Below are 26653 nucleotides of genomic sequence, written 5' to 3' on the forward strand. Positions count from 1 at the left end.
CTATTTTTTGATGATGTCGCGTAGGTTCCTGCCACGAATAGCCATTAGTTCTAATGTGCTTGCATTATATTCTACGCGGATAACTCGGTTGTCATGCATCAGTTTTAATTCGTAGACCCATTCACCATCATCTTCATCTAACTCTACCTTGATAACTCGGCCATTGAGTTCTTTATCTATCGTGGCATAAAGCTCAGACAATGGATGAATTAAACCTTTTTGAACTGCCGCGTAGACCTCGTCTTGATCCTCATCAATCTCTACCTTGGTTCCTGGCTTATAAGTGTCTTGAACCCAATCGTGTACATCACTGCTCGCAGCTAAAGTGGGTAAGGATAATGATGAGAGCAGCAGTAAGTGTGCGAAAGCTTTACCCTTTTTGAACAACATGTTGCGCCCCCTGTAAATAAGATGAACAGAGTATAAATGACCTTACATGAATAGAAAGTGAATCATCGGTTTTGTAGCTCATCTTCAAAGATCTTATCGCGCATTTTCCAAAATCGTCCCACTTTTCGCGCAATGACAAATTGTGGTGGACGAAAACGGTGTTGATGAGCCACCACTTTGCTTGGTGAAGATTGATCAAAAGGGCGATGCTTATCGGCTAGGTGTGGTCGCACAAATTGGTCGTGGAACACCTGTTTCTGTTTCTTGGTGGTTAGTGGCCAAAATTCGTGGACTTGTGCATCGTTCTCACCACGATAGGTAACGCGCAGTTGCGCTTTTCCACTTGCATCTTTATGTACATTCAAATCCATTTCGATACATTCAAAAACCAATGCATCTTTGAGGTTGAGTGCTTCTTTGAGCTTTTTATCAGGGTCAACCAGTGTTGCGTCACATTCATGGCAGATACGTGCGGCGATATCGTTGTCAGCCCCACACTCACCGCAATATTTTGCTCTAAAACGGTAACCACAGTGTTCTCGTTCGCCACTTTCTTCGTCTGTAAAATAGCCTTGGCAACGTCGACCATAGTGTTCAAGCAAAAAACCAGCGGCATCGAGTTTACCCCAAAAGTTGTTATTAAAACCGCAGGCCGGACAGGGAATGGTAATAATTTCACTGTTGGGATCGGGCTTTGGCTCACCGACTTCTGGTTGATAAAGATCATAGTTATTGCCCGCATAATCCAATACCAAACATTCGGTTTTTCCTGCGGATAAGCGTAGCCCACGTCCGACAATTTGCTGATATAAACTGATGGACTCGGTGGGGCGTAAAATCGCAATCAGATCAACATGCGGAGCATCAAAACCTGTGGTTAATACCGACACGTTAACTAAGAATTTGATTTGGCGCTGTTTAAACTGCTTGATGATGGTGTCGCGCTCAGGGGGCGGCGTGTCACCAATGACGATGGCAGTTTCGTTATTGGGCAGTAATTGCACAATTTCTTGGGCGTGGCGAACGGTGGCCGCAAAGATCATTACTCCCTGTTTTTGCTGTGCTAGTTGGATGATTTGTTGAACAATCTGTGGTGTGGCACGTTTCGATTGCTCAATCACCATGTCGAGTTCGGCTTCTTTGTAGCGCCCAGTATTGGCGGGTTTTAGCTGCGAAAAATCGTAACTGAGCACGGGGGCATCAACCATTCGCGCTGGCGTTAAAAAAGCTTCATCAAGCAGATAACGGATCGGTAGCTCAAAAATACAGTCACGGAAGAAGCGAGGCTCCTCACTGCGCACTTGGCCACGAGTATGGTATTGATAAATCCAGCCCATGCCTAAACGATAAGGCGTAGCGGTTAACCCCAACACTTTAATCCCTGGGTTGAGCTCGCTTAAATGGGTGATCACCTTTTGATAGCTACTACTTTTCTCATCCGGTACGCGGTGGCATTCATCAATCACCAGTAATGAAAATTGATTTTTAAAGGCATCTAAATTGCGCACCACGGATTGTACCGAAGCAAAGACGACCTGTTGATCTGTCTCTTTTCGTCCTAAACCTGCCGCAAATACCGCGCCTTGCAAACCGTAGCCCTCATATTTGGCATGGTTTTGCTCTACCAGTTCTTTCACGTGCGCTAGTACTAAGACTCGTCCTTTGGCAAGCCTTGCCAGCTCAGCAATAACCAAACTTTTTCCTGCCCCCGTCGGTAGTACAATTACGGCGGGCGTAGTGTGATGACGAAAATAGTGGATCACGGCTTTGACCGAGTCCGATTGATAAGGACGAAGTGTGTACATAACTCGCGTTTTCTCTTGTTGAACGCTGGATAAAAACAGTGAAATAGATCAACTATTTCATTTTAGCTGCGTATAATACCTGACTTGATTTAGATGAGGTAATCATGCGGTTAGATAAATTTTTGTGTGATGCGTTAGGTGCGACACGTAAAGAAGCCACCAAGATCATCAAAAGTGGTGATGTCACAGTAAATGGTAAGACGCAGAAAAGTGGTTCATTGCAGGTGACGCAGGAGTGTGAGGTGGAGTGGCAAGGCCGTGAGTTAATCTTGCATGGTCCGCGCTATATCATGTTACACAAACCCGCTGGTTACGTTTGCTCACATGAAGACGGCTTCAATCATACGGCATTTATTTTGCTCGATGAAGTGAATGTTCAAGACTTGCATTTTGCAGGACGTTTGGATGTCGATACCACAGGTTTGGTTCTGATCACCGATGACGGTCAATGGTCTCATCGCATTACCTCGCCAAAACACAAATGCGACAAAACCTACCGTGTCTGGCTTGCAGACCCTATTGAAGCGAATTATGTCGAACAATTCTTAACGGGTATTGAACTGCGTAATGAGCGTGAGCCAACCTTGCCTGCGCAATTGGAAGTCGTCGGTGAGAATGAATGTTTACTGACCATTCATGAAGGCAAATACCATCAAGTTAAACGCATGTTTGCTGCTTTAGGCAATAAAGTGGTTGGCCTTCACCGTGAGCGCATTGGTCATATTGTGCTAGATGAGGCACTAGAGCCCGGTGAATACCGTTATTTGACTGACCAAGAAGTGGCTTCTATTGGGGCTTGAACGGCCTAGCTTTACTGCAACTTCATTCCTTATTTATCTGGAGAACTATGACTTCATCTCAACCTGTTACAGCGAATAATACGCCGCACATTAGTTTTTTACTCTTCTTAGTATTAGGCGCGATTGGCGCATTAACGCCGCTGGCGATTGATATGTATCTGCCAGCCATGCCAGCGATTGCTAAAGATCTCGGTGTGAGTGCTGGAGCGGTACAAATGACGCTGACCGCTTATACCGCTGGTTTTGCGATAGGCCAACTATTGCATGGCCCGCTGGCCGACAGTTATGGCCGTCGCCCAGTGCTGCTGATCGGCGTATTACTGTTTGGTATTGCTGCCACTGTGAGTGCGACTACGCAAGGTATTGAAGCGTTAACGTATGTTCGCGCTGCGCAAGGTTTTGCTGGAGCAGCGGCGGCTGTGGTTATTCAAGCGGTGGTGCGTGATATGTTTGATCGCGAAGATTTTGCTCGCGCCATGTCTTTTGTCACCTTAGTGATGACCGTTGCCCCGTTAGCTGCGCCGATGATTGGCGGACACTTGGCCATTTGGTTTGGTTGGCGTTCGATATTTTGGGTGTTGGCTATTTTTGCCGCGGTGGTGATTGCTCTCGTGGTTTGGAAAATTCCAGAAACACTCAGTGCAGAAAATCGTCAACCGCTGCGCTTTCGAAATACCATTCGCAACTATGTGCAGTTAAGCCGTAACCCAGTCGCGATGGGGCTTGTTTTTTCTGGTGCTTTCTCGTTCGCTGGTATGTTTGCCTTTTTGACCGCAGGCTCTTTTGTCTATATTGATATTTATGGAGTCGATCCTGATCAATTTGGTTACCTGTTTGGCCTCAATATTGTCGCGATGATTATCATGACCAGTTTAAATGGTCGAATGGTGAAACGAGTCGGTTCCCACGCCATGCTACGCTTTGGTTTATTGATTCAGTTGTGCGCAGGTATCGGGCTATTTATCGCGTGGTTACTCAACCTTGGTTTATGGGGTATTGTGCCTTTTGTGGTGCTTTTTATTGGTACATTGTCAACGATAGGCAGTAATTCAATGGGATTATTGTTAAGTGGTTATCCGAAAATGGCGGGTACCGCTTCTTCACTGGCTGGAACGTTGCGTTTTGGCACAGGCTCAGTGGTTGCAGCGATTGTCGCGATGATGCCTAGTGATGTTGAGTGGCCGATGATTGTGGTCATGACGGCGTGCTCGGTACTTTCATCTCTTTTTTATTGGACATTAGGAAGAAAGGCGTAATGTCAGAGTATTACCTCGAAATTCAACGTGTAGTGAATACAGCGCTGCAAGAGTTAACAGCAGAACACCAAGCGAATAAGCTGGTGAATGCGCCTTTAGCTAATAATCACTTTTTGGTGCATTGGGTAAGTAAGGCATTGAAAGCACAACGATTCCATCGCTGTGTGGTGGATGATTTAAATCGTTGGCAGAAAGCTGGACGTTCGAAAGGCAACCAATCTGAATTACTGTTTATCTTCAAACGCATCTCAGCATTTTACGGTCAGTTTTTTGCGCAAGAGGCGGATAACATCATTACCGATAAGAAAATTGACGCGTTTTTGGAATTCATGGAAGCGGCTCACTGGGAAGTGACAACATGTGATCCATTGGTGAATGAAGGCAAATTACAGCTTTTTACCGATGGGCAAAACTCATTGGCTTTGTGCGCAAATCAGTGTGAATCATGCTTTGATGGTGAACTGCTCGTGAAGCCGATGAACTGGTTTGTACGGGGCCATCATGCTGATTTCGTCGAAAAGGCCAGCAGTGCTGGCTTTATGGTGCATAAACGTACCGATTATAAGTCGAATGTGAAATATCATGGTGAGTATTTGATATACCCAAGCAACCATGGCGTGCAATTGGCTGAAATTCCATTAGGCTTTCCTATTGATTAGTATGGAATTGAAACCCAATAAGTTGCAGAGCTAGCGATTTCGCTAGCTCTTTTTTTGTGCCTTTTTGACGATGGCTTTGACCATGCCATTAAAAATAAAAAGGTGGGCAGGCATCATCGCGAACCAGTAAAGTAACCCTAAGAATCCTTTGGGGTGCCACCATGCGGTCACATTGAGTTCTCGCGTTTCGCCTAGATCTTTAATGGTAAATTCCAATCGCCCTAATCCTGGGCCTTTCATCCCAAAAAGAAGAGACAAAAACTGTTGAGGTTGGCAGCGGATCACTTTCCACGAATCAATAAAATCGCCAACTTGCAGTTCCGGGCCACAAGGGGAGCGGCGCACAGGTTTGCCACCACCGAATAAAAGATCGAGCCATTCGCGTGTACGCCATAGTGCATTGGCAAAAAAATAGCCTTCTTGGCGGCTGCCTATGGTTCGGATAACATCCCATAAAGCCTCAGCAGAAGCGCTGGTCTGAATCGTTGCTCCTGCCTGTTTAGGATAGTAGCCAAAACCGGGTTGCCAACGCTGTAGGGCACTTGGATCAAATCCCCACACCTGCGAGCGTGTAAATTCACCTTCATGCTCGATTATTTTGGTGACAACGTCACGATATGAGATCAGTCTTTGAGGATAGCGTGCTTCAATGGCTTGTGAGTCGGCAATGTAATCATGATCTAAACCGGCAAGTAGTGCTCTGCCAATATTAGAAGGGACGGAGGTGACAAGACCTAGCCAGTAAGAAGCCATTTTGGGGGTTAATAGTGGGGTAGACCATAACCGAAAAGGTTTCTGCGTTGCCTGACAAATAATGGCAAATTGTTCGCGGTAGGAGAGGGTGTCAGGCCCACCGACTTCAAACAATTGGTGTGCAACGGGCTGCTCATTAGCTAATTCAAGTAGATAATGATTGAGGTTTTCCAGCGCTATCGGATTTGCTTTGGAATCAACCCATTTGGGAGTGATGAGCATCGGTAAGTTGTAAACAAAATCACGCATGATTTCAAATGCGGCTGATCCCGGTCCAAGAATGACACCGGCTCTTAATTCGGTCACTGGTACAGGACTTTTCCTAAGTAGATCGCCGGTCATTTTCCGTGCTTTGAGGTGCTCTGAGTTTCCGGTTTGTGGCTGAATCGCACTTAAGTAGATCAGGTGTTTGACCTGGCTAACCTCAAGGGCTTGTTTAACGTTTTCCGCTAACGACAATTCATAGTCGACGAAATCATGTCCTTGCGCCATACCGTGCACTAAAAAATAAACCAGTTCAAATTGTGGGATAAGCGCAAGTGTCGCCTCTTTATCGGTAAGGTCTAAATAACGCAAGGTAAGGTTGGGATGAGATATGGCACGTGAGGTTAAATAGTCAATGTGCCTAGCTGCGGCCGTTACTTGAAAACCTTGCGCTAATAGCAAAGGTAACAGTTGTGAGCCGACATAGCCTGATGCGCCGAGTACTAACACTTTTTTCATGACGGTCCCTTCAAATAAGATGGTTAGATTATGCTCACAGACGTATAATAGCGACTTCATTTTTCCTGTGCTATCAATGTGTTGAATTTGAGGTGATCGGTTGTCTATTTTTTCGCAAATCGTGTTACATACAAGAGGCGATTTTTTCCGTCGCTTAATGGCTATCGCTCTGCCGATCACCTTGCAAAGTATTATGTTTTCTAGCCGTGGTCTAGTGGATGTTTTGATGCTAGGGCAATTAGGTGAGGCTGAAATTGCTGCGGTAGGCGTTGCCGCTAGAGCAACTTTTGTCACCACCATCATGCTAGTGGGCGTGACAACCGGAGGCGCACTGTTAACAGCTCAGTATTGGGGCGCAGGAAACAAACAGGGCGTGCGAGAAAGTACGGCACTTACGTGGTTAGTCGCTAACCTATTTGCTGTAATGACGGTGGCACTATTTTTACTGTTTCCAAGTCAAATCATGGCACTAACCACGGATTCAGAGACCGTTAATGCGCTAGGTAGCCAATATTTGGTTATTACCTCACTCAGTATGTTTGCTGTAGCTTGCGTCAGTAGCATGGCGGTAGGGCTGCGAGCGATGCATAAACCGGGGCTCAGCACGTTTTTTAGCGGTATCGGTATTGTTTCAAACGTGTTTTTAAACTGGGTGCTGATTTTCGGAAAATTGGGTTTTCCCGCGATGGGAATCGAAGGTGCGGCGATTGCTACCGTGCTCAGTGGTTTTATTGAAGTTGCGTGTTTATACGGTTACCTCTATGCCAAGAAACATCTGTTAGCGTTTGGAATTGACGATATCCGAGCCATCATTGAATGGCCTACCATTTCTCGTTTTTTGAAGCTTTCGTTGCCAACTACCTTTAATTTCCTAGCATGGGCAGGCGGTTTATTTGTCTATCATGCCATCATGGGGCAGAGTGGTGTGCAAGGGTTAGCGGCGTTATCGGTGATGACGCCAGTAGAATCGATTTCATTGAGTTTACTGATTGGGATGTCGAATGCGGCTGCGGTTTTAGTCGGTAACCAACTTGGCGCTAAGCAGTACGATGCTGTTTATTATCAAGCCTTAGGTTTAACTATCATCAGCCTTCTTGTAGGCGTGATCGTCGCTGCCGCCTTGTATGTGGTGCAGATCCCTATCCTGAACTCTTTCACCGCCTTGACGGATGAAACCCGTGCTTTATCTGAAGAGTTTATCGTGATACTGAGCCTTGGCATCATTTTACGTTCCATTCCAATGACGGTGATTGTTGGCGTGTTGCGAGCTGGCGGTGACGTAAAGTTTTGTCTTTATCAAGATTTAGTCGCGCAGTGGCTGATCGGTATTCCGTTAGCCGCATTTTGTGCGATTGTGCTTGGTGCTAAGCCTGAAGCCATCTATTTATTGTTTCTCGTTGAAGAGTTGATTAAATGGGGCGGTTCTCTTTATCGAATGAAAAGCAAGAAGTGGATGCGAAATTTGATTGAAAATTAGACACAACGCAGTTAGGTGGTGCAATTTGATGCACATAATGTGATCCGGTATCCAAAATGCTTTCTACTGCAGGAGAATTAGTGTAGATTCACAATCCAATTTTAGTCGATTGCGAGCGATTTGATGTTACAGCTGACCAACCTGTGTAAAGGCTATCTAGATGGCGATGAATTTCATCCCGTGCTGCAGGGGGCAGAGTTAACATTAAACCGAGGCGACCAAATCGCATTGATGGGTGAAAGTGGTTCGGGTAAGAGTACATTACTCAACCTTATTGCCGGATTAGATATTGTCGACTCTGGCGAAATTTGGTTTCCAAGTTTTGCCATGCATGACACGTCAGAAAATAAGCGTACCGCTTATCGCCGAAATAACATTGGTCATATCTTTCAGCAGTTTAATCTTCTTCCCACCCTCAATCTCGCGGATAATATTCGCTTTTGTCGTCAGTTGAAAGGAATGCCGGAAGACCAAGGTTTACTGCGTCAAATTCTTTCTTCGCTTGATTTAATGCCGTTGCTAGGCCGATACCCTGAAGAGGTTTCTGGTGGGCAGCAGCAGCGTGCTGCGATCGCGCGCTCCTTGTACATGGAGCCTAAGATTTTATTAGCAGATGAACCAACCGGTAGTCTTGATGAGCGTAATGCCGAGGCGGTGATGCGTTTATTGACGACCTTAACTCGCCAGTTGGATTGCACGTTATTATTGGTGACGCACAGTGAAAAAGTCGCGCAGCATATGGATGGTCGCGTACGTTTACAAGGAGGGTTGTTGCATGTTATGGCCCGTAGTTAAGGCGCTACTTGGTCATTATCGGCGTTATCCTTTACAAATCATTCTAGTATGGCTGGGTTTAACGCTTGGCGTCTCATTGTTGGTGGGAGTGACGGCCATCAACCAGCATGCTCGTCAAAGTTATGAACATGGCGAAAAGCTGTTTTCTAATCCATTACCTTATCGTATTCGTTCCAAGCATATTGCCAATAAAATCCCCCAAGGTTTCTATATTCAGTTGCGCCGTGATGGATTTTCTCAGTGCGCTCCTTTTGAAAACCATCGTTTGACGACAAAAAATGGCACGGATATTTCGCTGATTGGGCTTGATCCCGTCGCGATGTTGCCAACCAATAGTGGCCTTCCTCTATCGGAATTTTCGACATTATCATTGATGAATCCGCCGTATCCTATTTTGGTGAGTGTTGATCTCGCTCGTCTCCAAGGTTGGCAAACGGGTGATTTTATCGTGCTTGATGATGAATCAAAGTTAGGTCCTATTCAGATCGATCAACAAGATCTCATCAACGGCACGCGCGTTATTGCGGATCTATCCTTGGTGCGTATGCTCAAGAAAAGTTCGGGCTTATCTGTTATTGCTTGTGGTGATATGCCGCCAGAGAAACTGAAAAGACTAAAAGATAATTTACCTAATGGTTTGACGCTAGTCCGTAGTTCTCGCACTGAGCTGGAATCACTCACGCGTGCTTTTCATCTCAATCTCAATGCAATGGGTATGTTGGCATTTTTGGTCGGGCTATTCATATTCTACCAAGCCATGTCTTTATCTTTAATCCAGCGCCAACCTTTAGTCGGGTTATTACGGCAAGCGGGCGTTTCTGGCTGGCAGCTTACCCAAGCATTGGTGATTGAGTTGTTTGGCATGGTCCTGCTTAGCTGGATATGCGGTAACGGATTGGGGTTATTATTGGCCAATCAACTTATCCCAGCGGTTTCAGCCAGTTTGGGTGACTTGTATGATGCTAATGTCGGTTTATCGATTAGCTGGAATTGGCAGTGGAGTAGTTACAGTTTAGCCATGGCGTTGATTGGTGCATTTGCGGCGTGCGCTTGGCCCCTCGTCCGGTTGCTAAAATCGCAGCCTATTCGTCTTTCGGCTCGTCTCTCTTTGCTTCGATTTGCTGGCACAGAATTTCGCCTGCAAGCCCTTGTTGCTTGCGCATTGACTGTCGCGGCGATTGCCGTGTATCAAGTTCCACAAACGCAACTTTCTGGTTTTGCAATTATTGCGTTGATGTTACTCAGTGTTGCGCTGTTTACGCCTTATCTTATTTGGACGCTCTTCAACAGTTTTTCCTATTCACTCGCTTGGGTAAAAGCGCGTTGGTTCTTTGCCGATGCAGCGGCCAGTATGAGCTATCGCGGTGTCGCAACTATGGCATTTATGATTGCTATGGCGGCGAATATTGGCATTGAAACCATGGTTGGTAGCTTTAGAGACACTACTGAAAAATGGTTAAACCAACGTTTAGCGGCCGATATTTATGTCTATCCTACCAACAGTTCGGCATCAAGAATGAGCAGTTGGTTGAAAGCGCAGCCTGAGGTCAATGATGTTTGGTGGCGTTGGGAAAAAGATTTCGCCACTGACAAAGGTGCATTGCAAGTGGTCAGCACGGGTATCTCCGATGGTGAGTTAGACTCGTTGACGGTTAAACTCGCTGTTCCTAACTATTGGTATGATTTACACCATTCAAAGAGTTTGATGATCAGTGAATCCATGGCGCTTAAATTAGGCATTAAGCCTGGTGATTTTATTGACCTTTCTGAGCCTTTGGGCCAAAAGTGGCAAGTCGTGGGGGTGTATTACGATTATGGTAACCCTTACCACCAAGTCTTATTGTCACACCAAAATTGGTTATTTGCGTTTGCCAGTACGGGAAATGTGGCGCTAGGAGTGGTTTTGCACGAAGGTGTGAATGACCAAGGATTAAAGAAGCGACTAGAATCGGTATTTAGGTTGGGCCCTGAGCGGATTTTTGATAACAATCACATCCACACTCAAGCGATGCGGGTGTTTGACCGAACCTTTGCCATCGCCGATACGCTCGGGCGTATTACTTTGTTGATTGCCGTGTGTGGTATTTTCTTTGCTACGTTAGCCGGAGAGGTTTCCCGCCAGCGACATGTTTCGCTACTGCGTTGTTTGGGTGTTTCTGGTAAAGAGCTGGTGGTGATTGGCAGCTTGCAGTTGTGTGTTTTTGGGGCGATAGCGCTCGTGATTGCAATGCCGTTAGGGCTTGCACTCGCTCGTCTTGTGGTGGACATCGTGATTAAACAATCCTTTGGTTGGACAATCCAACTGCAGTTGATCCCCGGGGAGTATTTGAAAACGGCAGCATGGGCGATGGTGACCTTGATGTGCGCAGGTGCAATCCCGGTTATTCGTTTGGTCAGAAGGCCACCGATTAGCTCATTTAGAGACGCGTTATAAATGATGAAACGATACCTCGTACTTTTGTGCTCTTTGTTGATTGCTGTATTGTTCAGCCTCTATTCGTGGCACCAGTATTGGCAGGCACAGCAAACGATTTCAGAATATGCCGTTTCTGAAACAGCTTCTAAGCAAATGGATACATCATCAATATCGAAAGAGCACCCGTTCGAGTTCGTGCTTCCTAATCGCTCGGTACGACTTCCTCAAGATTTCAATTTTCATCAAGGTTTTGAACATGAGTGGTGGCATTACTTTGCGAATGTCAGTGATGAACATGGGCAGCAATATGGGATCCAGTGGAGTTATTTTCGTCTCGCTAATGAAGCTCGAGATGCCAATGGATGGCTTAGTCCTCAGCTTTATCTTGCTTATGTGGTGATCTCTGCAAAGAATGAAGTCTGGCGTGAACAGCGGATTGCGCGGGGCGGAATTGGTCAAGCCGGCTTAGAATTAAAACCGTTTAAAATGTGGATTGATAATTGGAACTGGCGCGCACCGGGGACGACTCCATTTCCTGGAGTATTAGACGTAGCGACGGACACGTTTTCACTCTCATTAAAAAATAACCTTTCCGGGCCATTTGTATTACCTGGTCAGCAGGGATACCAAAAAAAGCATGATTCACTCTCTTTAGCCTCATATAGTCTCCAAGCACCGTTTTTGCAGGTCAAAGGTGTGCTCAACTTAGGTGTTAACTCTCAACCTATTCAAGTTACAGGTAATGCATGGCTGAGCAAGGAGTGGGGTAATAATCTACTGCCTAACGCTAAACAGGGATGGGATAAGTTGTTCGTTAAACTCGATAGCAAAACAACCTTATTGGTTAATCGCTATCGTTATTTTCAGCAAGAGCCCTATTTGTTTGGGGCAATTGTGAAAGATTCGGGCACCACGATCGCACTATCTGCTGATGAAATTGATTTAGTTCCTGTCGTTTCTGCCGCGTCGGAGAATGAGCGTGACATCCCGTTACAATGGGTGGTAAACATCCCTAAATATAATATTCATCTGGTGACGAAAGCGGTGAATCGCGATTTGTGGTCACCCTTTCTGATCCCTTATTGGGAAGGCCCCATTATCACCGATGGTAGTCATAAGGTGACGGGTTTCATGCAACTAACGAGCAACTAAGTTCAAATATTTGCGGAATCTAAAGGTCAAGTTGTTCTTGGCCTTTTGTGTTTTTGTGAACCTTTTTTATTTTGTTGTAAAATTGTTATACATGAAAACTAATCAACAATGGGAAAATAGTGAAAACCAAGGAATATACGTTGTATTGTTATACTTGACTCGGAAATTCCGATTCTTAATATCTGAACAAGCGATTTTTACTTCTATCAGCTACTGTATAAACTCTGTCATATTCATTTGTTAATGGTTTATTAACATGCATAACTATAAGGACGATATCATGAGTGATGTGATTCGCGACTTTTTCAAGATGGAATCAGCAGGTGGTATTTTGCTGGTTATTGCTGCTGCAATTGCAATGATGATTGCTAACTCACCGCTAAATGATGTTTACCAATCTTTTTTACATTCCTACGTGTTTGGAATGTCAGTGTCGCATTGGATCAATGATGGCTTAATGGCCGTATTCTTTTTGTTGATTGGTTTAGAAGTCAAACGTGAATTGTTGGAAGGTGCTCTTAAATCCAAAGAAACGGCTATTTTCCCAGCCATTGCTGCCGTCGGCGGCATGCTTGCTCCAGCATTAATTTACGTGCTGTTTACGGCTGGTGATGCACAAGCGATTCAAGGTTGGGCGATCCCAGCGGCCACTGATATTGCGTTTGCGCTAGGTATTATGGCGCTATTGGGTAAACGTGTTCCGATCAGCTTAAAAGTGTTCTTGCTGGCGCTTGCGATTATTGATGACTTAGGGGTTGTGGTCATTATTGCGCTATTTTATAGCGGTGATCTTTCCACCATTGCGTTAACCGTCGGTTTCTTAATGACTGGTGTGCTTTTTATACTAAACAACAAGCATGTTACCAAAATCAGCCTTTACTTAATTGTCGGTGCGATTTTATGGTTTGCCGTACTTAAATCTGGTGTTCATGCAACCTTGGCTGGTGTAGTGATTGGTTTTGCTATTCCGCTGAAAGGTGATAAAGGCGAATATTCTCCGCTAAAGCATCTTGAGCATGCGCTACACCCGTATGTCGCTTTTGGTATTCTGCCATTGTTCGCATTTGCCAATGCCGGGATTTCACTGGAAGGGATCTCCGTATCTAGCCTCACGTCAATGTTGCCTTTGGGCGTGGCTCTTGGCCTATTTATTGGTAAGCCATTGGGTATTTTTACCTTCAGTTGGGCTGCGGTGAAACTCGGTGTCGCTAAATTGCCTGAAGGGATCAATTTCAAGCATATTTTTGCCGTGTCAGTGCTATGTGGTATTGGCTTTACAATGTCGATTTTTATCTCGTCATTGGCTTTTGGACCGACCAATGCTGAATTTGATACGTTTGCACGGCTCGGTATATTAATGGGCTCAACCACTGCCGCGATTGTAGGCTATATATTGCTTCGTTTATCTTTGCCAAAAAACGCATAAGAATATAATCAGCCCTCCGTAATACGAGGGCCGATTCATTTTATAAACTAACCATTTGATTTATCAATATTCTTAATCAATAGAAAATTTAAGTTTTTATCGATTTATTGAAAATTATTGCCAGCGTAATTATTTTTTGATATTTTTCGCACCAATCTCGGACAGTAGCTTCTGGGGGACACGCGTAATGACCATTCAGGCTGATTGTGACATTACGTAGGGTAGGTATCAGCAAGTCCTTTTGTTGATAGACGGGATACTCTTGCAGCGGGAGCTGCATGTGAATGGGAAACCCAACATTGAACTCATCATCACTTAACACACTGACGTTAATCAGCTTTGTACTTCCTCTATGCCCTGTGCTTGAAGACAGTTCTATCACCGAACCTTGATTCTTTGATTTAGTAATCTTTCATCGAAGACGATGAACCAATTTCCGTTTTTGCCTTTTGGCTAATACGGAGCTTATTGCTATGTCATATTTCCTTATATTCAAACCAAACCAAGGAAATAGACGGAAATTTTCACATTCAAGGGGAAGGGAAATGAGCACAGCCTTTGAAGTCGATAACACTATCGCAAACATTTTTTCATCTCAGGTACCTGTTGTTGAAGGTATTTATGATCTCACACCGGACCAAATTCTACTCGATCAAATTGAGCATGAATCTGAAGTTCGTTCATACCCACGCCGTCTACCGATTGCCATCAAGCAAGCTTATGGTGCGTTAGTAGAAGATACGCGCGGACAAATTTTCCTCGACTGCTTAGCGGGCGCGGGAACGTTGGCGCTTGGGTATAACCATCCAGAGATCAATCAAGCACTGAAAGAGCAGTTAGATTCAGGTCTGCCATATCAGACATTGGATATGACAACGCACGCTAAAGACAAATTCATCAAGCAAGTAAAAGCATTTTTGCCTGAAGAGTTTGCAAAAAATTCCGCGATTCAATTTTGTGGACCTTCTGGTGCGGATGCCGTTGAAGCGGCTATCAAGCTAGTGAAGCAGACAACGGGTCGTAACACCATGTTTGCGTTTCGCGGTGCTTACCACGGTATGACCAACGGAACGATGGGCATGATGGGCAACCTGAATACTAAAGCTCGTCGCACAGGATTAATGTCGGATGTGCATTTTATGCCATTCCCATACAACTTGCGCTGCCCGTTTGGTTTAGGGGGCGATGAAGGTGCCAAAGCGAGCATTCGCTACATCGAACGTCTGCTGAACGATGACGAAGCAGGCATCATGAAACCGGCGGCCATTATTGTTGAACCTGTTCAAGGTGAAGGTGGCGTCATTCCCGCTCCAGCATTCTGGCTGCGTGAGCTACGCCGTATCTGTGATGAACACGGTATTTTATTAGTTTTCGATGAAATTCAATGTGGTGTAGGTAAATCGGGTTACCGCTTTGCATTTGAAGAGTCTGGCATTTGTCCTGATATTCTTTGCTTATCTAAAGCCATTGGTGGTGGTCTACCAATGTCTATTCTTGTGTTCAAGAAAGAGATCGATACTTGGAAACCGGGTGAGCATACAGGCACGTTCCGTGGTAACCAATTGGCCATGGTTTCTGGTGCGAAAGCGTTAGAAATTATTTTACGTGATAACCTCGTTGAACACGCTAATGTCGCGGGTCAGTACCTACGCCAAGGTCTTGAAGCGATTCAACGCCGCGTGAATTGTATTGCGGAAGTTCGTGGCAAAGGTTTGATGCTCGGCCTCGAGATTCGTAAACCAAACGGTGAAATGAACAAATTTGGCGAGCCAATGGCCGATGGTCAATTAACACTCGCTATCCAACGCGCAGCACTTGAGCGTGGGTTGATGGTTGAAAAAGGTGGCCGTGAAGGATCCGTTATTCGTTTCTTACCACCGATTATCATCTCATTCGAGCAGATCGATTTTGCCCTGCGCACTCTTGAAGCGGCGATTTTAGCCGCAGGTGGCGGCGAGAAAGATCCAGAGCCAGAAAATCAAGCGTGGAAGAAGCATTTTATCCAAACTGGTGAAATGGGCAGCAATGAATTTGCCGCTGTGATGAACCATGCCACTTCTGCGATGAAAGCTGTTTTTGAACAAGCCAAAGCGCCTTATTCAGGTTTGGATCCAAAGCAGCTTGAAGAAGCGATTTACGCAGTAGATTTGGATAACAAAAATGCGCCATTGAAGGATGTGATCTCTGAAATGGCAGATCTGGTAGCCAAAAATTCCATTATCGTTCAACACCCAGATTGTATTGCTCACCTGCACACGCCACCCTTGATGCCATCAGTAGTGGCTGAAGCGATGATTGGTGCATTAAACCAGTCCATGGACTCATGGGATCAATCGTCTTCTGCTACCTATGTTGAACAGAAAGTGATTGATTGGATGTGTGAGAAATACGAACTCGGCGCTCAGTCGGATGGTATTTTCACCAGTGGTGGCACGCAAAGTAACCAAATGGGTTTAATGTTAGCTCGTGATTGGATTGCCGATAAATTAAGTGGTCATTCTATTCAAAAGCTCGGCTTACCTGAGTATGCCGATAAGCTGCGTATTGTGTGCTCGAAAAAATCGCATTTCACCGTGCAAAAATCGGCCTCTTGGATGGGGTTGGGCGAGAAAGCCATTTTGGCGGTTGATGCGAATCCAAACGGCACAATGGATGTCACCAAACTGGAAGCGGTTGTTGCACAAGCGAAAGCCGAAGGTCTTATTCCATTCGCTATTGTTGGAACAGCAGGCACAACGGATCACGGTGCGATTGATGATCTGTCGACGATCGCGGATGTAGCACAGCAACATGATCTATGGATGCATGTGGATGGAGCATACGGCGGCGCATTGGTTCTAAGTAGCCATAAAGCACGTTTGCAGGGCGTTGAGCGTGCGCACTCGGTCAGCGTCGACTTCCATAAATTGTTCTTCCAAACGATCAGTTGTGGCGCGGTGTTGCTCAAAGATAAAAGTCACTTCAAGTATCTACTGCATCATGCGGATTACCTTAACCGTGAACATGATGAACTGCCAAACTTGGTGGATAAATCTATTTCTACGACCAAGCGTTTTGATGCATTGAAAGTGTTTATGACAATGCAAAACGTAGGCCCTAATGCTTTGGGTGAAATGTACGATCATCTGCTAGAACAAACACTGCAAGTGGCAGATTTAGTTCAGCATCACGATGCTTTTGAACTCTTGGCAGAGCCTGCGCTCTCCACCGTGTTATTCCGTTCCGTGGATAAACAAGCGGTAGATTTTGACGAGTTGAACAAAGCGTTGCGTTTAGAAGCATTGACACGTGGTGTCGCGGTGTTGGGCGAGACGATTGTGGATGGCAAAACAGCGCTTAAATTCACCATTTTAAACCCATGCTTACAACTGTCAGATTTCAAAGCATTACTTAATAAGATTGAAGTACTAGCCTCTGAGCTAGCCAAGGTATAAAGGAATACAAACAACCATGTCTATTTTACAAATTGGCGCGGGAGGCGTTGGCTGGGTTGTCGCACATAAGGCGGCCCAAAACAACGACATACTCGGTGATATTGTTCTTGCTTCTCGTACTCTTGAAAAGTGCGAGAAGATCATTGAATCGATCAAAGGAAAAAATAACCTTAAAGATCCAACTAAAAAACTTGAGGCACGCACCGTCAAGGCGGATGACGTAGCCTCGTTAGTTGCATTAATTAAAGAAGTCCAGCCTGATCTTGTGATCAACGCTGGCCCTCCTTGGGTAAACGTGCCAATCATGGAAGCATGTTATCAAGCCAAGGTTTCCTATCTAGATACATCGGTTGCTGTTGACCTTTGCTCTGAAGGTCAACAAGTGCCTGAAGCGTATGATCCTCAATGGGCATTTCGTGAAAAATTTAAGCAAGCAGGCATTACCGCCATTCTCGGTGCTGGTTTTGACCCGGGCGTGGTCAGCGTGTTTGCCGCGTATGCGGTGAAGCACCTCTTTGACGAAATCGACAGTATTGATGTGATGGACATTAATGCAGGCGATCACGGCAAGAAATTTGCGACTAACTTTGATCCAGAAACCAATATGTTAGAGATTCAAGGCGACTCTTTCTATTGGGAAGAAGGGCAGTGGCAGCGTGTTCCTTGCCATTCACGAATGCTAGAATTTGATTTTCCTCAGTGCGGCCAGCACAAGGTGTACTCCATGTCGCACGATGAAGTGCGTTCGATGAAAGAGTTTATTCCGGCCAAACGTATTGAATTTTGGATGGGTTTTGGCGATCGTTATCTCAACTATTTCAATTGCATGCGTGATATTGGTTTATTGAGTCCAAACCCATTGACGCTGCAAGATGGTACTGTGGTTCAACCACTTCAAGTGCTTAAAGCGATGCTGCCAGACCCAACCTCTTTGGCTCCTGGTTACAAAGGCCTGACTTGTATTGGTACTTGGGTGCAAGGTTGGAAGGATGGTAAACAGCGCAGTGTCTTTATCTACAATAATGCAGACCATGAAGTGGCATACCATGATGTAGAGCACCAAGCCATCGCTTACACCACGGGCGTTCCTGCCATTACTGCGGCATTGCAGTATTTCCAAGGGCATTGGGCACAAGCGGGCGTGTTTAACCTAGAGCAGCTTGACCCTGATCTGTTTTTAGAAACGATGCCGAAATTAGGTTTGGATTGGCATGTTCAAGAGCTCGATATCGGGCAACCAGAGATTAAAATTCTAAAATAAGAGTTTTCGATAGTTAAGCCGATGCAGATGTGTCGGCTTTCTTCAATTTGAGAGTGATAAATAGATGCAAAAAAGCGAACTCCAAACGCCCTATTTTATGATTGATGAATCACAGTTGATCGCGAACCTAGAAATCGCGAAGCAGCTCAAAGAGATGTCGGGCGTCAAACTCGTCTTAGCTTTAAAATGCTTCTCTACTTGGGGAGTGTTTGACATCATCAAACCTTACCTAGATGGCACAACCAGCAGTGGCCCATTTGAAGTAAAATTAGGTTACGAAACGTTTGGTGGTGAAACTCACGCCTATAGCGTTGGCTACAGTGAAGCTGATGTTAAAGAAGTGGCCGATATTTGCGACAAAATGATTTTTAATTCGCAATCCCAGTTGGCCGCTTACCGTCATTTAGTTGAAGGCAAGGCGTCATTGGGTTTACGTTTAAACCCCGGCGTGAGTTACGCTGGGCAAGATCTTGCCAATCCCGCACGTCAGTTTTCTCGTTTAGGTGTTCAAACAGACCATATTGATAACTCAGTGTTCGATACTATCAATGGCGTGATGTTCCATATGAACTGTGAGAACAAAGATGCTGATGCGTTCATTGCGTTATTAGATTCGATCTCTGAGCGTTTTGGCCAATATCTGGATAAGTTAGATTGGGTCAGCCTAGGCGGTGGTGTGTTCTTCACTTGGCCTGGTTATCCGCTAGAAAAATTAGCATTAGCGCTTAAGGCCTTTTCAGAAAAGCATCAGGTTCAGCTTTATCTTGAACCGGGTGAGGCGATCATCACGAAAACGGCTGATTTAGTGGTGACTGTCGTCGATATCGTTGAAAATGGCATGAAAACAGCGATTGTTGATTCGGCAACTGAAGCGCATCGTTTAGACACACTGATTTACAAAGAGCCTGCGGCTATTTTAGAAGCGAGTGCGGACGGTGAACATGAGTATGTCATTGGTTCGTGTTCTTGCTTAGCGGGTGATCAATTTTGTGTGGCTTCATTTGAACAGCCATTATCGATTGGCCAGCGGTTGCATATCATGGACAGCGCGGGCTATACCATGGTGAAATTGAATTGGTTTAATGGCCTTAAAATGCCTTCCGTGTATTGTCAACGCAGTACAGGAGAGCTTCAGAAACTGAATGAATTTGGCTATGAAGACTTTAAACGTTCATTATCTCAATGGTCGGTAAACTGATGACAATAGGCCTCACCATACAGTGGGTGAGGCCTATTTTTGTAAAATCACACCTTAGAGTTTAAAGCTTTTCATTCTTTCGTCTAATTGGCGTGAAAGAGCGGCCAAGGTTTCACTCTCTTCTGCCAAATAGTTTGCCGATTGTGACATCTCCAATGCTGAATCGTTAATGCCACTGACGTTACGGTTCATTTCTTCGGCCACTGCACTTTGTTCTTCTGCCGCAGTGGCGATTTGAATTGCTTTGTCACTCACATGCTGAATATGACTGACGATCAAGGAAAGATCGCTGCCTGCATTTTCTGCCCGCTCCACACTGTTATAAGCGAGATCTTGGCTTTTTTGCATCGCGTTTGATGTACTAACGGCCAGTTGCTGTAAGCGGTTAATGGTGGTTTGGATTTGGTCAGTGGAATGATGGGTACGGCTAGCTAAATTTCTGACCTCGTCGGCGACCACTGCGAATCCTCTACCTTGTTCTCCAGCACGTGCGGCTTCAATCGCTGCATTTAGTGCAAGTAAATTGGTTTGTTCAGAAATGCCGCTGATCACTGTGGTCACTTCACTGATTTGCATCACGCCTTCTTTGAGTTTGTGCACTTGCTCAGTGGCCACTTCCAGCTCTTTTGAGAGCGCTTTAATGCTGTCCACACTGGAATGTACGTCTTTATCGCCTAAGCCGGCTTCTTTGCTGGCATCCAATGTGTCTCTTGCGGTCTCTTCTGCATGGCCTGCAACATCGGCAACAGTCGCACTCATTTCATTCATCGCGGTTGCGAGCTGGCTTAATTGGTCACGTTGGCTGGTCACCGCTTGGCTAGTTTCTTCCGCAGAAGAAGCGATGCGAATGGCGGCCTCTGCAAGCAGGTTTGCTGAGGTGACCGACTCGATTAATGCTAAACGCACTGCGCTTACGCTGTCATTGATACGACATGCCACAATGCCAATCTCATCTTCTCCCATTACTGGGACTTGTGCGGTTAAATCGCCGCTTGCCACTTTTTTCATGACTTCTTTAATTGACTCTAACGGCATAATGATGGCTCGGCTGATGACCACCCCAAGCGTTGCCATCACAAACACAACTGCCAATGTCGCTCCTCCCATCTTGAGGATCTGTTTGTTGATTGCCTCTTCAATGTCATTGATGAGCATGCCTGAGCCGATAATCCAATGCCACGGCGCAAACCCGTGGACTGCCGATAATTTCTCTGCGGGTGTTCCACTGTTAGTCTGCCAAGGATATGTCAACGTGCCTTGTTGACCATTTTTGCCAAGTTCAACCATAGTGAACCAAAACTCGCCTTGCGTATCTTTTCCTGGGCTTCCCATTTGTTTGCCAACCAAATCAGTGCGAATCGGATGGGCAATGGTGTAACGAGACTCATCGATAGCAAAAAGATAGTTGTTGCTGTCAAAACGTGTGTTGTTGATGAGTATCTTCGCCTGTGATTTAGCTTCGTCTTCGGGGAGTGTTTTCTGAAGGTGTGAGATTTGTGAGAGGAGAGTATCGATAACTGCGTTCAACCTCGCTTCACGCTCTACGACTAAGTTACTTCTCAGCGCGCTAGTTGCAATGAACAGTAAGCTCAATAAGCCAACAATTGCAACCGCGATAATAGCGGTCAGCTTGTAGCTGACCTTAATATTTTCAAGCTTCAACATGACGTTACCACCATTAAAACAACCCAACCTTATTGCTGGGCATATTGGTTTACCTGTTGTACTTGAGGTTACCGTGATGTTGGTTACGTTTGATTGCCAGAGTCACAAGGTTTGTTAATACTCATTAGTAATCATCCGTTTATCCATCTGACGGCGTCTTCAAGTTATTCGGCATCTAGGATTTGCAGGCTTAGATTAATTATGGTTACCCGCTCTCTAATATTGGAATATGGTCGTCATTTCGCGAATGCAATTAGTTGATTTTGTTAACTGAATCACAACTTTAATCTTACTTAATAGATAGTGAGGTCGATAAAAAAGGAAGCATCAGCTTCCTTTTTTCGGGGGCGTAAGCGAGATTACACTTCTAATATCACGCGCGTATCTTCACTGAGCGCTTCAAGCTCATCGGCTACGTCTTCAATTTGTATCGCAGCAGGGAGTTTGATGGCTAGGTTGGCGGTAAATAAACTTGAGCTGACACCACCGCCACCCGCAATAAAAACGCGTTGGCAATCCATATCTAAAATATTGATACCTTGATTATCAAGAAGGTGGGTGATTTCGTTGACGATGCCTGCACGGTCGTTTGCATCAATCCGCAGTTGGTAAATTGTTTCTTTTTCGTGTTGATGTACGTCAGAATCAACAATCTGCACCAGAAGATCGGGTTGTTCTCTAAATGCTTGTTGAACGATAACGGCATTTGAGGTCGGTAACTCTATTTTAATGACGGCAGCTACTTGGTTTTCAATAAAGTTCACTTTACTTATTAACCATTTTCCACCATTTTCATGAGTGATCGCGGCAAGATGTTTAATTGTGGCTGGTGTTGCACTGCCGACGAAATTGACGATAAATGTACTGTTCATAATAGGCCTCCCATAGCAAGCTAACGAAAGATAAATCGTTGATCTTGAATTCCTTTCACTTCAGTGTAGAGGCCTATCTTAGATAAGACTTGATGAGAGTCAATTTTTTACATTTACGCAGTCTTTTGCTTGTCAGTATTCATACTTGGGCCACAAAAATAGCCTTGGCTTTAGGCATTGGCCTTGTGTTTAGCCCTGTTTTTTAGAAACTGACTTTGAGATTAAGGCCATAAAATTGCGAATCATAGCTAGCGCCTGAGTCCAAAGCAAACTTTGCGGCATCTTGGTTACCAAACCAAGGTGTGCCATTAAATTCTACTTCGGCATTGCCTCCCCAAGCATTTGATACCCAGCCATGGATATGTCCAACAGGGTTGAGGAAGAAAAGTGTGACATCACCCAGAGTCGATGAACCCAACACTTCACCACCTGTGGTAACAATATCTTGTTCCGCTTCAAACATCAGCTCACCGACAACCGCACCAAAAAAGGGCGTAATAAATAAGTCTTGCCATGACGGTATCTCGGCAAACGATTCTACGCCATATTCCCAAAAGAAAGTCGACATAACACCGGAGTAAAGAAAAGATTCAAACTCATTAAATCCAGCATGTCTTGCGGCTGTGTAGTAAACGCCGCCAAAGTAGGGGTGCATAATGTAGTTGAGATAATGCTCATCTCTATCCCAAGTGGGGCCGGATGATACGTTATCTTTCCATTTACTGCCTATGCCGCTTATGCTGCGATCCTCTTCATCCCATTTGGTAATGGATGCAGGCAAAAATGTCATTAAACCAACGGTTGCTACGCTTAATCCTAAGATGGTGTAGGTTTGGCCTTTGAGATAGTCCCAGTCTTTTGTATCTTGCACGGTAAGATATTTAGGCAGCGCGGGCTCTTCAAGGTTTAGCGGTTGCGACTCTGCTAAGCTTGCTAAAAATGGAGAGTTCGATTGGTAAATATTCGGATCGTTATTAAAACAAGAAATTTGATTGCAGTCGACCGTATAGGAAAACTCAATGTGTTGGTTGAAATCGTATGCAGTGGCACTAGCACAAGCCGAAAACGATAACATCAATGGTATGATGCTTTTCTTTGACACGGAGGGCTCCAAAGTTTTGTTTTTAATGATCAGAATCACAATTATCTATTAAAGCGGCGGTGATGAAAACAGCAAATTATGTAAATAAGGAAACTTATGAGAAAAATAGCATTCAAAGCGTTATATATTGCACTTTATTCTCTGCCGTATTGATTGATAGCACACCTGTAAGCGTACATAAAAGGACACCATGATATGTTGAAAATAGCAATGTTAAGCACGGGTGAGGAAGTGCTCCATGGCGATATTGTCGATACCAATGCTGCTTGGTTATCCAGTGAGTTCTTCCAGCAGGGTTTTTCGTTAGTAAAACGATCAACGGTAGGCGATAGCCAGCAAGCCTTGGTTGAAGAGTTACTGATGCTCAGTTTCAATAATGATGTATTGATCGTGAATGGTGGGCTCGGCCCAACGTCTGATGATTTAAGTGCGGCGGCGGCGGCTCAAGCGGCGGACCAAAAGTTGGTGTTGTCTGTGCTGTGGAAGCAAAAACTGGACGAATTTTTTGCGCAGCGTGGTGTTGTGATGCCAGAAAGTAACCTCAAACAAGCGATGTTACCGGAGTTCTCTGACATCATTGATAACCCAATAGGGACGGCTTGCGGCTTTAAAGTTCAGATTAATGATTGTGTTTGTTATTTCACCCCCGGAGTACCCAAAGAGTTTAAGCTGATGGTCTCTGAACAGATTTTACCCGACTTGCTAGCAACATACCCACAACAAACGGGATTAGAGTGCAGCCGTTTATTCACTCTGGGTTCATCGGAATCGGCCATTTCAGATAAGTTGGATAAATTAGTCTTACCGGAAGGGTATATGCTGGGGTATCGTTCTTATCTGCCTTTTATTGAGGTGAAATTGTTTGGTCCGAAAAGTGATTTAGAACGCCGAGTAAAACTACTACAGATCATCTACCAGCATTTGGAACAACATGTTGTGAGTGTCGATGAACCTATGCTCACGCATATCGGTCATTTAATGCAAGACAAAGGATTATCGATCTCTATTGCAGAACAAGCGACCAAAGGTTGGCTCGCCAGTTGGTTGTTAAGTAACGAGCAGGTGGAAGCGTTGAGCGGTCACTGCTGGATTTTGAGCCGCAACGTTGAATCGGGCTTAGGCGATCAAGATCCACTCGCGGCGTCATTAGCGCTTGCTGGCGCAACGAAGGAAAAGTGTTCTACTTCGTTATCGCTCGTGACTGGTGTATTAAATGATGATCAATTTAGCCTAGCTTTATCGGCTCCGCAGGGAGAGTGGGGACAGATCCTCAAATTCAAGCGTCGTTACAGCGCCGATGAGCAGAGGGAGTTAATGGGGACCATCGCGGCTGATATGTTACGCCGCTATTTATCGAATAAGCCTATTTTTGCTCAGTATGGGGCATTGATCTCCGTCAAAGAGATGTTTTTACCTGCGAGCGTTATTGGCTAATTAACTCAATGCGTTAGCGTATTTTTAAACCTAAGTCTTTGATAATTAAGTGCTTTACATTTAAATTGTATCGGGTGGTAACTGCATGATTTTTTGGCTTATTCCGTAGGTTCGGTGAGGTGCTTAGCTTATGATTATTTCGTCTAAAGACTAAGCTCATGATTTCACGCATCAGATAAAATTGTTTCAAAATTGGGTCTTTTTTACACATCTTTTCTCTGTACACTGTCAGTCCGCTCGATGAAATTCAGCAGGAGGCTGACATGTTTAACCAATCGAAAATTTTAGTTTGGTATAAAGTTGCAAGTCAAAAAGTGATCTTAGGTGAGGCATTGAGTAATGAAATGAGTGATGTTGTTTCTTTGTGGCTCAACGCTCCATCAGACTTAGATACGCCTAGCTATCAAGGATATAGACTTTCATTGTTTGATGGGGATGGCAGAGAAATCGCTAACAAATCCGTATCAATGGGTACAGCTGATGGCATTCTTCTAGGAATGTATAAAGCCAGAGCATAGCTCTGGCTTTACCTTTTTAACGCGCCAATGTGTGATGCGTTAACAGTGCACTATTGGCAGATCGAGATTAGGCTCGCCTTGCTTTGGGTCGATAATTAACACCAGCAAGTTCCACATGGCTTTTGGCTTTACAAATACAGGGCAATATTTCGTTGCGCTCTGTGTAAGCCATCGCAAAACCAACGTATTCCACTTCGCCTTTAACGAGCGTGCAGCGACAGGCACCACAGTGACCATCGCGACAGTTGTACTCTGGCTCTAGCCCCGCACTCTCCATACTTTCCAATAAAGTATTGGAAGAGTTTGATTCTATGGTTGTAACTTTGTTGATTTTAATGGTCGCCATTACAGCTCAAAGTCCTCGAAGTCATTGGCACGAACTTCATTGTCAATTTGGCCTACAAGGTAGGAGCTGATTTCTGCTTCTTGAGGTGCAACTTGTACGTTGTCTGAAGACAACCACGCATTAATCCAAGGAATTGGGTTTGATGTTGCGCCGGGGTAGGCGATATCTAAACCAACCGCTTGCATACGAACGTTGGTGATGTATTCAACGTATTGGCACAGAATGTCTTTGTTTAAACCAATCATCGAACCATCTTTAAATAGATATTCAGCCCACTCTTTTTCTTGTTCAGCAGCCGCTTTGAACAAATCAAAACACTCTTGCTTGCACTCTTCAGCGATTTGTAAGAAAGCGAAATCGTCTTGTCCATTACGCAGCAAGTTGATCATATGCTGTGTACCAGTCAGGTGCAAAGCTTCATCACGTGCAATCAACTTGATGATTTTGGCGTTACCTTCCATCAATTCGCGCTCTGCAAAGGCAAATGAGCAGGCGAAGCTGACATAGAAACGAATCGCTTCCAACGCATTGACTGACATCAAGCAAAGATAAAGTTTGCGTTTCAGGTCACCCAAGCTAATTTTGACGCTCTCACCATTAATCTGATGTGTTCCTTCACCAAAACGGTGGTAGTCATTAGACAGTTGGATCAGATCATCGTAATAGTGTGCAATGTCTTTTGCGCGTTTCAATATATGTTCATTTTCGACGATGTCATCAAACACAATACCCGGATCATTCACAATATTACGAATAATATGAGTGTATGAACGTGAGTGGATTGTTTCTGAAAATGACCAGGTTTCAATCCATGTTTCCACTTCAGGAAGCGAAACCAGCGGTAGCAGTGCCACGTTAGGGCTGCGACCTTGGATTGAATCCAGTAGCGTTTGATATTTTAAGTTCGAGATGAAAATGTGCTTTTCATGATCTGGAAGCTTGTTGTAATCAATGCGATCACTCGATACGTCGACTTCTTCTGGACGCCAGAAGAACGAGAGCTGTTTTTCTATCAGTTTTTCAAAAATTTCAAACTTTTGCTGGTCGTAACGAGCCACGTTAACCGATTGGCCAAGAAACATCGGTTCTTTGAGTTGATCATTCTTTTTTTGAGAAAAAGTACTGTAAGCCATAAATGCCTCAATCCCTTTTAAGCTCCCCTGCGTGGGGA

The 26653-nt window shown here is 44.8% G+C and carries 21 protein-coding genes; 13 read left to right on the plus strand and 8 right to left on the minus strand.

The genetic code is table 11. The features are described from left to right. A complete protein-coding gene (locus tag NB504_RS02145) occupies positions 1-390 on the minus strand; it encodes a PepSY domain-containing protein (protein ID WP_026028016.1) in 390 nt (129 codons plus the stop codon). A 62-nt stretch (positions 391-452) separates the two neighbouring features. Continuing rightward, entirely contained in the window at positions 453-2195 is a 1743-nt protein-coding gene (locus NB504_RS02150; protein WP_019282882.1) for a DEAD/DEAH box helicase, read from the minus strand. Between the two features lie 104 nt (positions 2196-2299). Between NB504_RS02150 and rsuA the strand changes: the two genes are divergently transcribed. The 3 genes from rsuA to NB504_RS02165 are packed head-to-tail and all read left to right on the plus strand — an operon-like array spanning position 2300 to position 4910. Then, positions 2300-2995, plus strand: a complete 696-nt coding sequence (gene rsuA, locus NB504_RS02155) for a 16S rRNA pseudouridine(516) synthase RsuA (protein ID WP_017044313.1) — start codon at positions 2300-2302, stop codon at positions 2993-2995. Between the two features lie 47 nt (positions 2996-3042). After that, positions 3043-4251, plus strand: coding sequence for a Bcr/CflA family multidrug efflux MFS transporter (locus tag NB504_RS02160; protein WP_013857017.1), 1209 nt, complete (start codon positions 3043-3045; stop codon positions 4249-4251). Beyond that, positions 4251-4910, plus strand: a complete 660-nt coding sequence (locus NB504_RS02165) for a DUF2913 family protein (protein WP_017044311.1) — start codon at positions 4251-4253, stop codon at positions 4908-4910. The genes NB504_RS02160 and NB504_RS02165 overlap by 1 nt, the downstream gene beginning before the upstream one ends. A 42-nt stretch (positions 4911-4952) precedes the next feature. Here the strand turns inward: NB504_RS02165 and NB504_RS02170 are convergent, their stop codons facing one another. Beyond that, positions 4953-6446, minus strand: a complete 1494-nt coding sequence (locus NB504_RS02170; protein WP_019282881.1) for a DUF2867 domain-containing protein — start codon at positions 6444-6446, stop codon at positions 4953-4955. Positions 6447-6543: 97 nt separating this feature from the next. Here NB504_RS02170 and NB504_RS02175 point away from each other — a divergent pair, with 97 nt between their 5' ends. The 8 genes from NB504_RS02175 to nspC all read left to right on the plus strand — a co-directional run bounded on the left by NB504_RS02175 (position 6544) and on the right by nspC (position 19545). Then, a complete protein-coding gene (locus NB504_RS02175; protein ID WP_405054798.1) occupies positions 6544-7863 on the plus strand; it encodes an MATE family efflux transporter in 1320 nt (439 codons plus the stop codon). Positions 7864-7986: 123 nt separating this feature from the next. Next, positions 7987-8658 carry an ABC transporter ATP-binding protein gene (locus NB504_RS02180; protein WP_013857013.1) on the plus strand — a complete coding sequence of 224 codons (672 nt, stop codon included), beginning with the start codon at positions 7987-7989 and terminating at the stop codon, positions 8656-8658. Beyond that, positions 8639-11092 carry an FtsX-like permease family protein gene (locus NB504_RS02185; RefSeq protein ID WP_013857012.1) on the plus strand — a complete coding sequence of 818 codons (2454 nt, stop codon included), beginning with the start codon at positions 8639-8641 and terminating at the stop codon, positions 11090-11092. The genes NB504_RS02180 and NB504_RS02185 overlap by 20 nt, the downstream gene beginning before the upstream one ends. Then, positions 11093-12226, plus strand: coding sequence for a lipocalin-like domain-containing protein (locus NB504_RS02190; protein WP_258428168.1), 1134 nt, complete (start codon positions 11093-11095; stop codon positions 12224-12226). 280 nt (positions 12227-12506) lie between these two features. Beyond that, on the plus strand, positions 12507-13652 hold the full coding sequence (gene nhaA / locus NB504_RS02195) for a Na+/H+ antiporter NhaA (RefSeq protein WP_026027720.1): 1146 nt from the start codon (positions 12507-12509) through the stop codon (positions 13650-13652). A gap of 545 nt (positions 13653-14197) precedes the next feature. Then, positions 14198-17086, plus strand: a complete 2889-nt coding sequence (locus NB504_RS02200; RefSeq protein WP_258428169.1) for a pyridoxal phosphate-dependent class III aminotransferase — start codon at positions 14198-14200, stop codon at positions 17084-17086. Positions 17087-17102: 16 nt separating this feature from the next. Further along, positions 17103-18347 carry a carboxynorspermidine synthase gene (locus NB504_RS02205; RefSeq protein WP_017044304.1) on the plus strand — a complete coding sequence of 415 codons (1245 nt, stop codon included), beginning with the start codon at positions 17103-17105 and terminating at the stop codon, positions 18345-18347. A 64-nt stretch (positions 18348-18411) separates the two neighbouring features. Further along, positions 18412-19545, plus strand: a complete 1134-nt coding sequence (gene nspC / locus NB504_RS02210) for a carboxynorspermidine decarboxylase (RefSeq protein ID WP_017047688.1) — start codon at positions 18412-18414, stop codon at positions 19543-19545. Between the two features lie 54 nt (positions 19546-19599). Here the strand turns inward: nspC and NB504_RS02215 are convergent, their stop codons facing one another. The 3 genes from NB504_RS02215 to NB504_RS02225 all read right to left on the minus strand — a co-directional run bounded on the left by NB504_RS02215 (position 19600) and on the right by NB504_RS02225 (position 23223). Further along, on the minus strand, positions 19600-21210 hold the full coding sequence (locus NB504_RS02215) for a methyl-accepting chemotaxis protein (RefSeq protein ID WP_026028013.1): 1611 nt from the start codon (positions 21208-21210) through the stop codon (positions 19600-19602). A 359-nt stretch (positions 21211-21569) separates the two neighbouring features. Beyond that, entirely contained in the window at positions 21570-22082 is a 513-nt protein-coding gene (locus tag NB504_RS02220) for a glycine cleavage system protein R (protein WP_013857004.1), read from the minus strand. A 202-nt stretch (positions 22083-22284) separates the two neighbouring features. Further along, a complete protein-coding gene (locus NB504_RS02225) occupies positions 22285-23223 on the minus strand; it encodes a DUF3943 domain-containing protein (protein ID WP_258428170.1) in 939 nt (312 codons plus the stop codon). A gap of 156 nt (positions 23224-23379) precedes the next feature. On the opposite strand from NB504_RS02225, the gene NB504_RS02230 reads away from it, so the two are divergent. Together NB504_RS02230 and NB504_RS02235 are read left to right on the plus strand one after the other, a co-directional pair. Further along, positions 23380-24618, plus strand: coding sequence for a CinA family nicotinamide mononucleotide deamidase-related protein (locus NB504_RS02230; RefSeq protein ID WP_013857002.1), 1239 nt, complete (start codon positions 23380-23382; stop codon positions 24616-24618). Positions 24619-24881: 263 nt separating this feature from the next. Then, a complete protein-coding gene (locus NB504_RS02235; RefSeq protein WP_013857001.1) occupies positions 24882-25136 on the plus strand; it encodes a hypothetical protein in 255 nt (84 codons plus the stop codon). A gap of 67 nt (positions 25137-25203) precedes the next feature. Here the strand turns inward: NB504_RS02235 and yfaE are convergent, their stop codons facing one another. Further along, positions 25204-25482, minus strand: coding sequence for a class I ribonucleotide reductase maintenance protein YfaE (gene yfaE, locus NB504_RS02240; RefSeq protein ID WP_013857000.1), 279 nt, complete (start codon positions 25480-25482; stop codon positions 25204-25206). Further along, entirely contained in the window at positions 25482-26615 is a 1134-nt protein-coding gene (gene nrdB, locus NB504_RS02245) for a class Ia ribonucleoside-diphosphate reductase subunit beta (protein ID WP_010318364.1), read from the minus strand. The genes yfaE and nrdB overlap by 1 nt, the downstream gene beginning before the upstream one ends. Between the last annotated feature and the right edge of the window lie 38 nt (positions 26616-26653).

This window comes from Vibrio sp. RM-69-4 (assembly GCF_024743775.1).
In the GTDB taxonomy this organism is placed as follows: Bacteria; Pseudomonadota; Gammaproteobacteria; order Enterobacterales; family Vibrionaceae; genus Vibrio; species Vibrio anguillarum.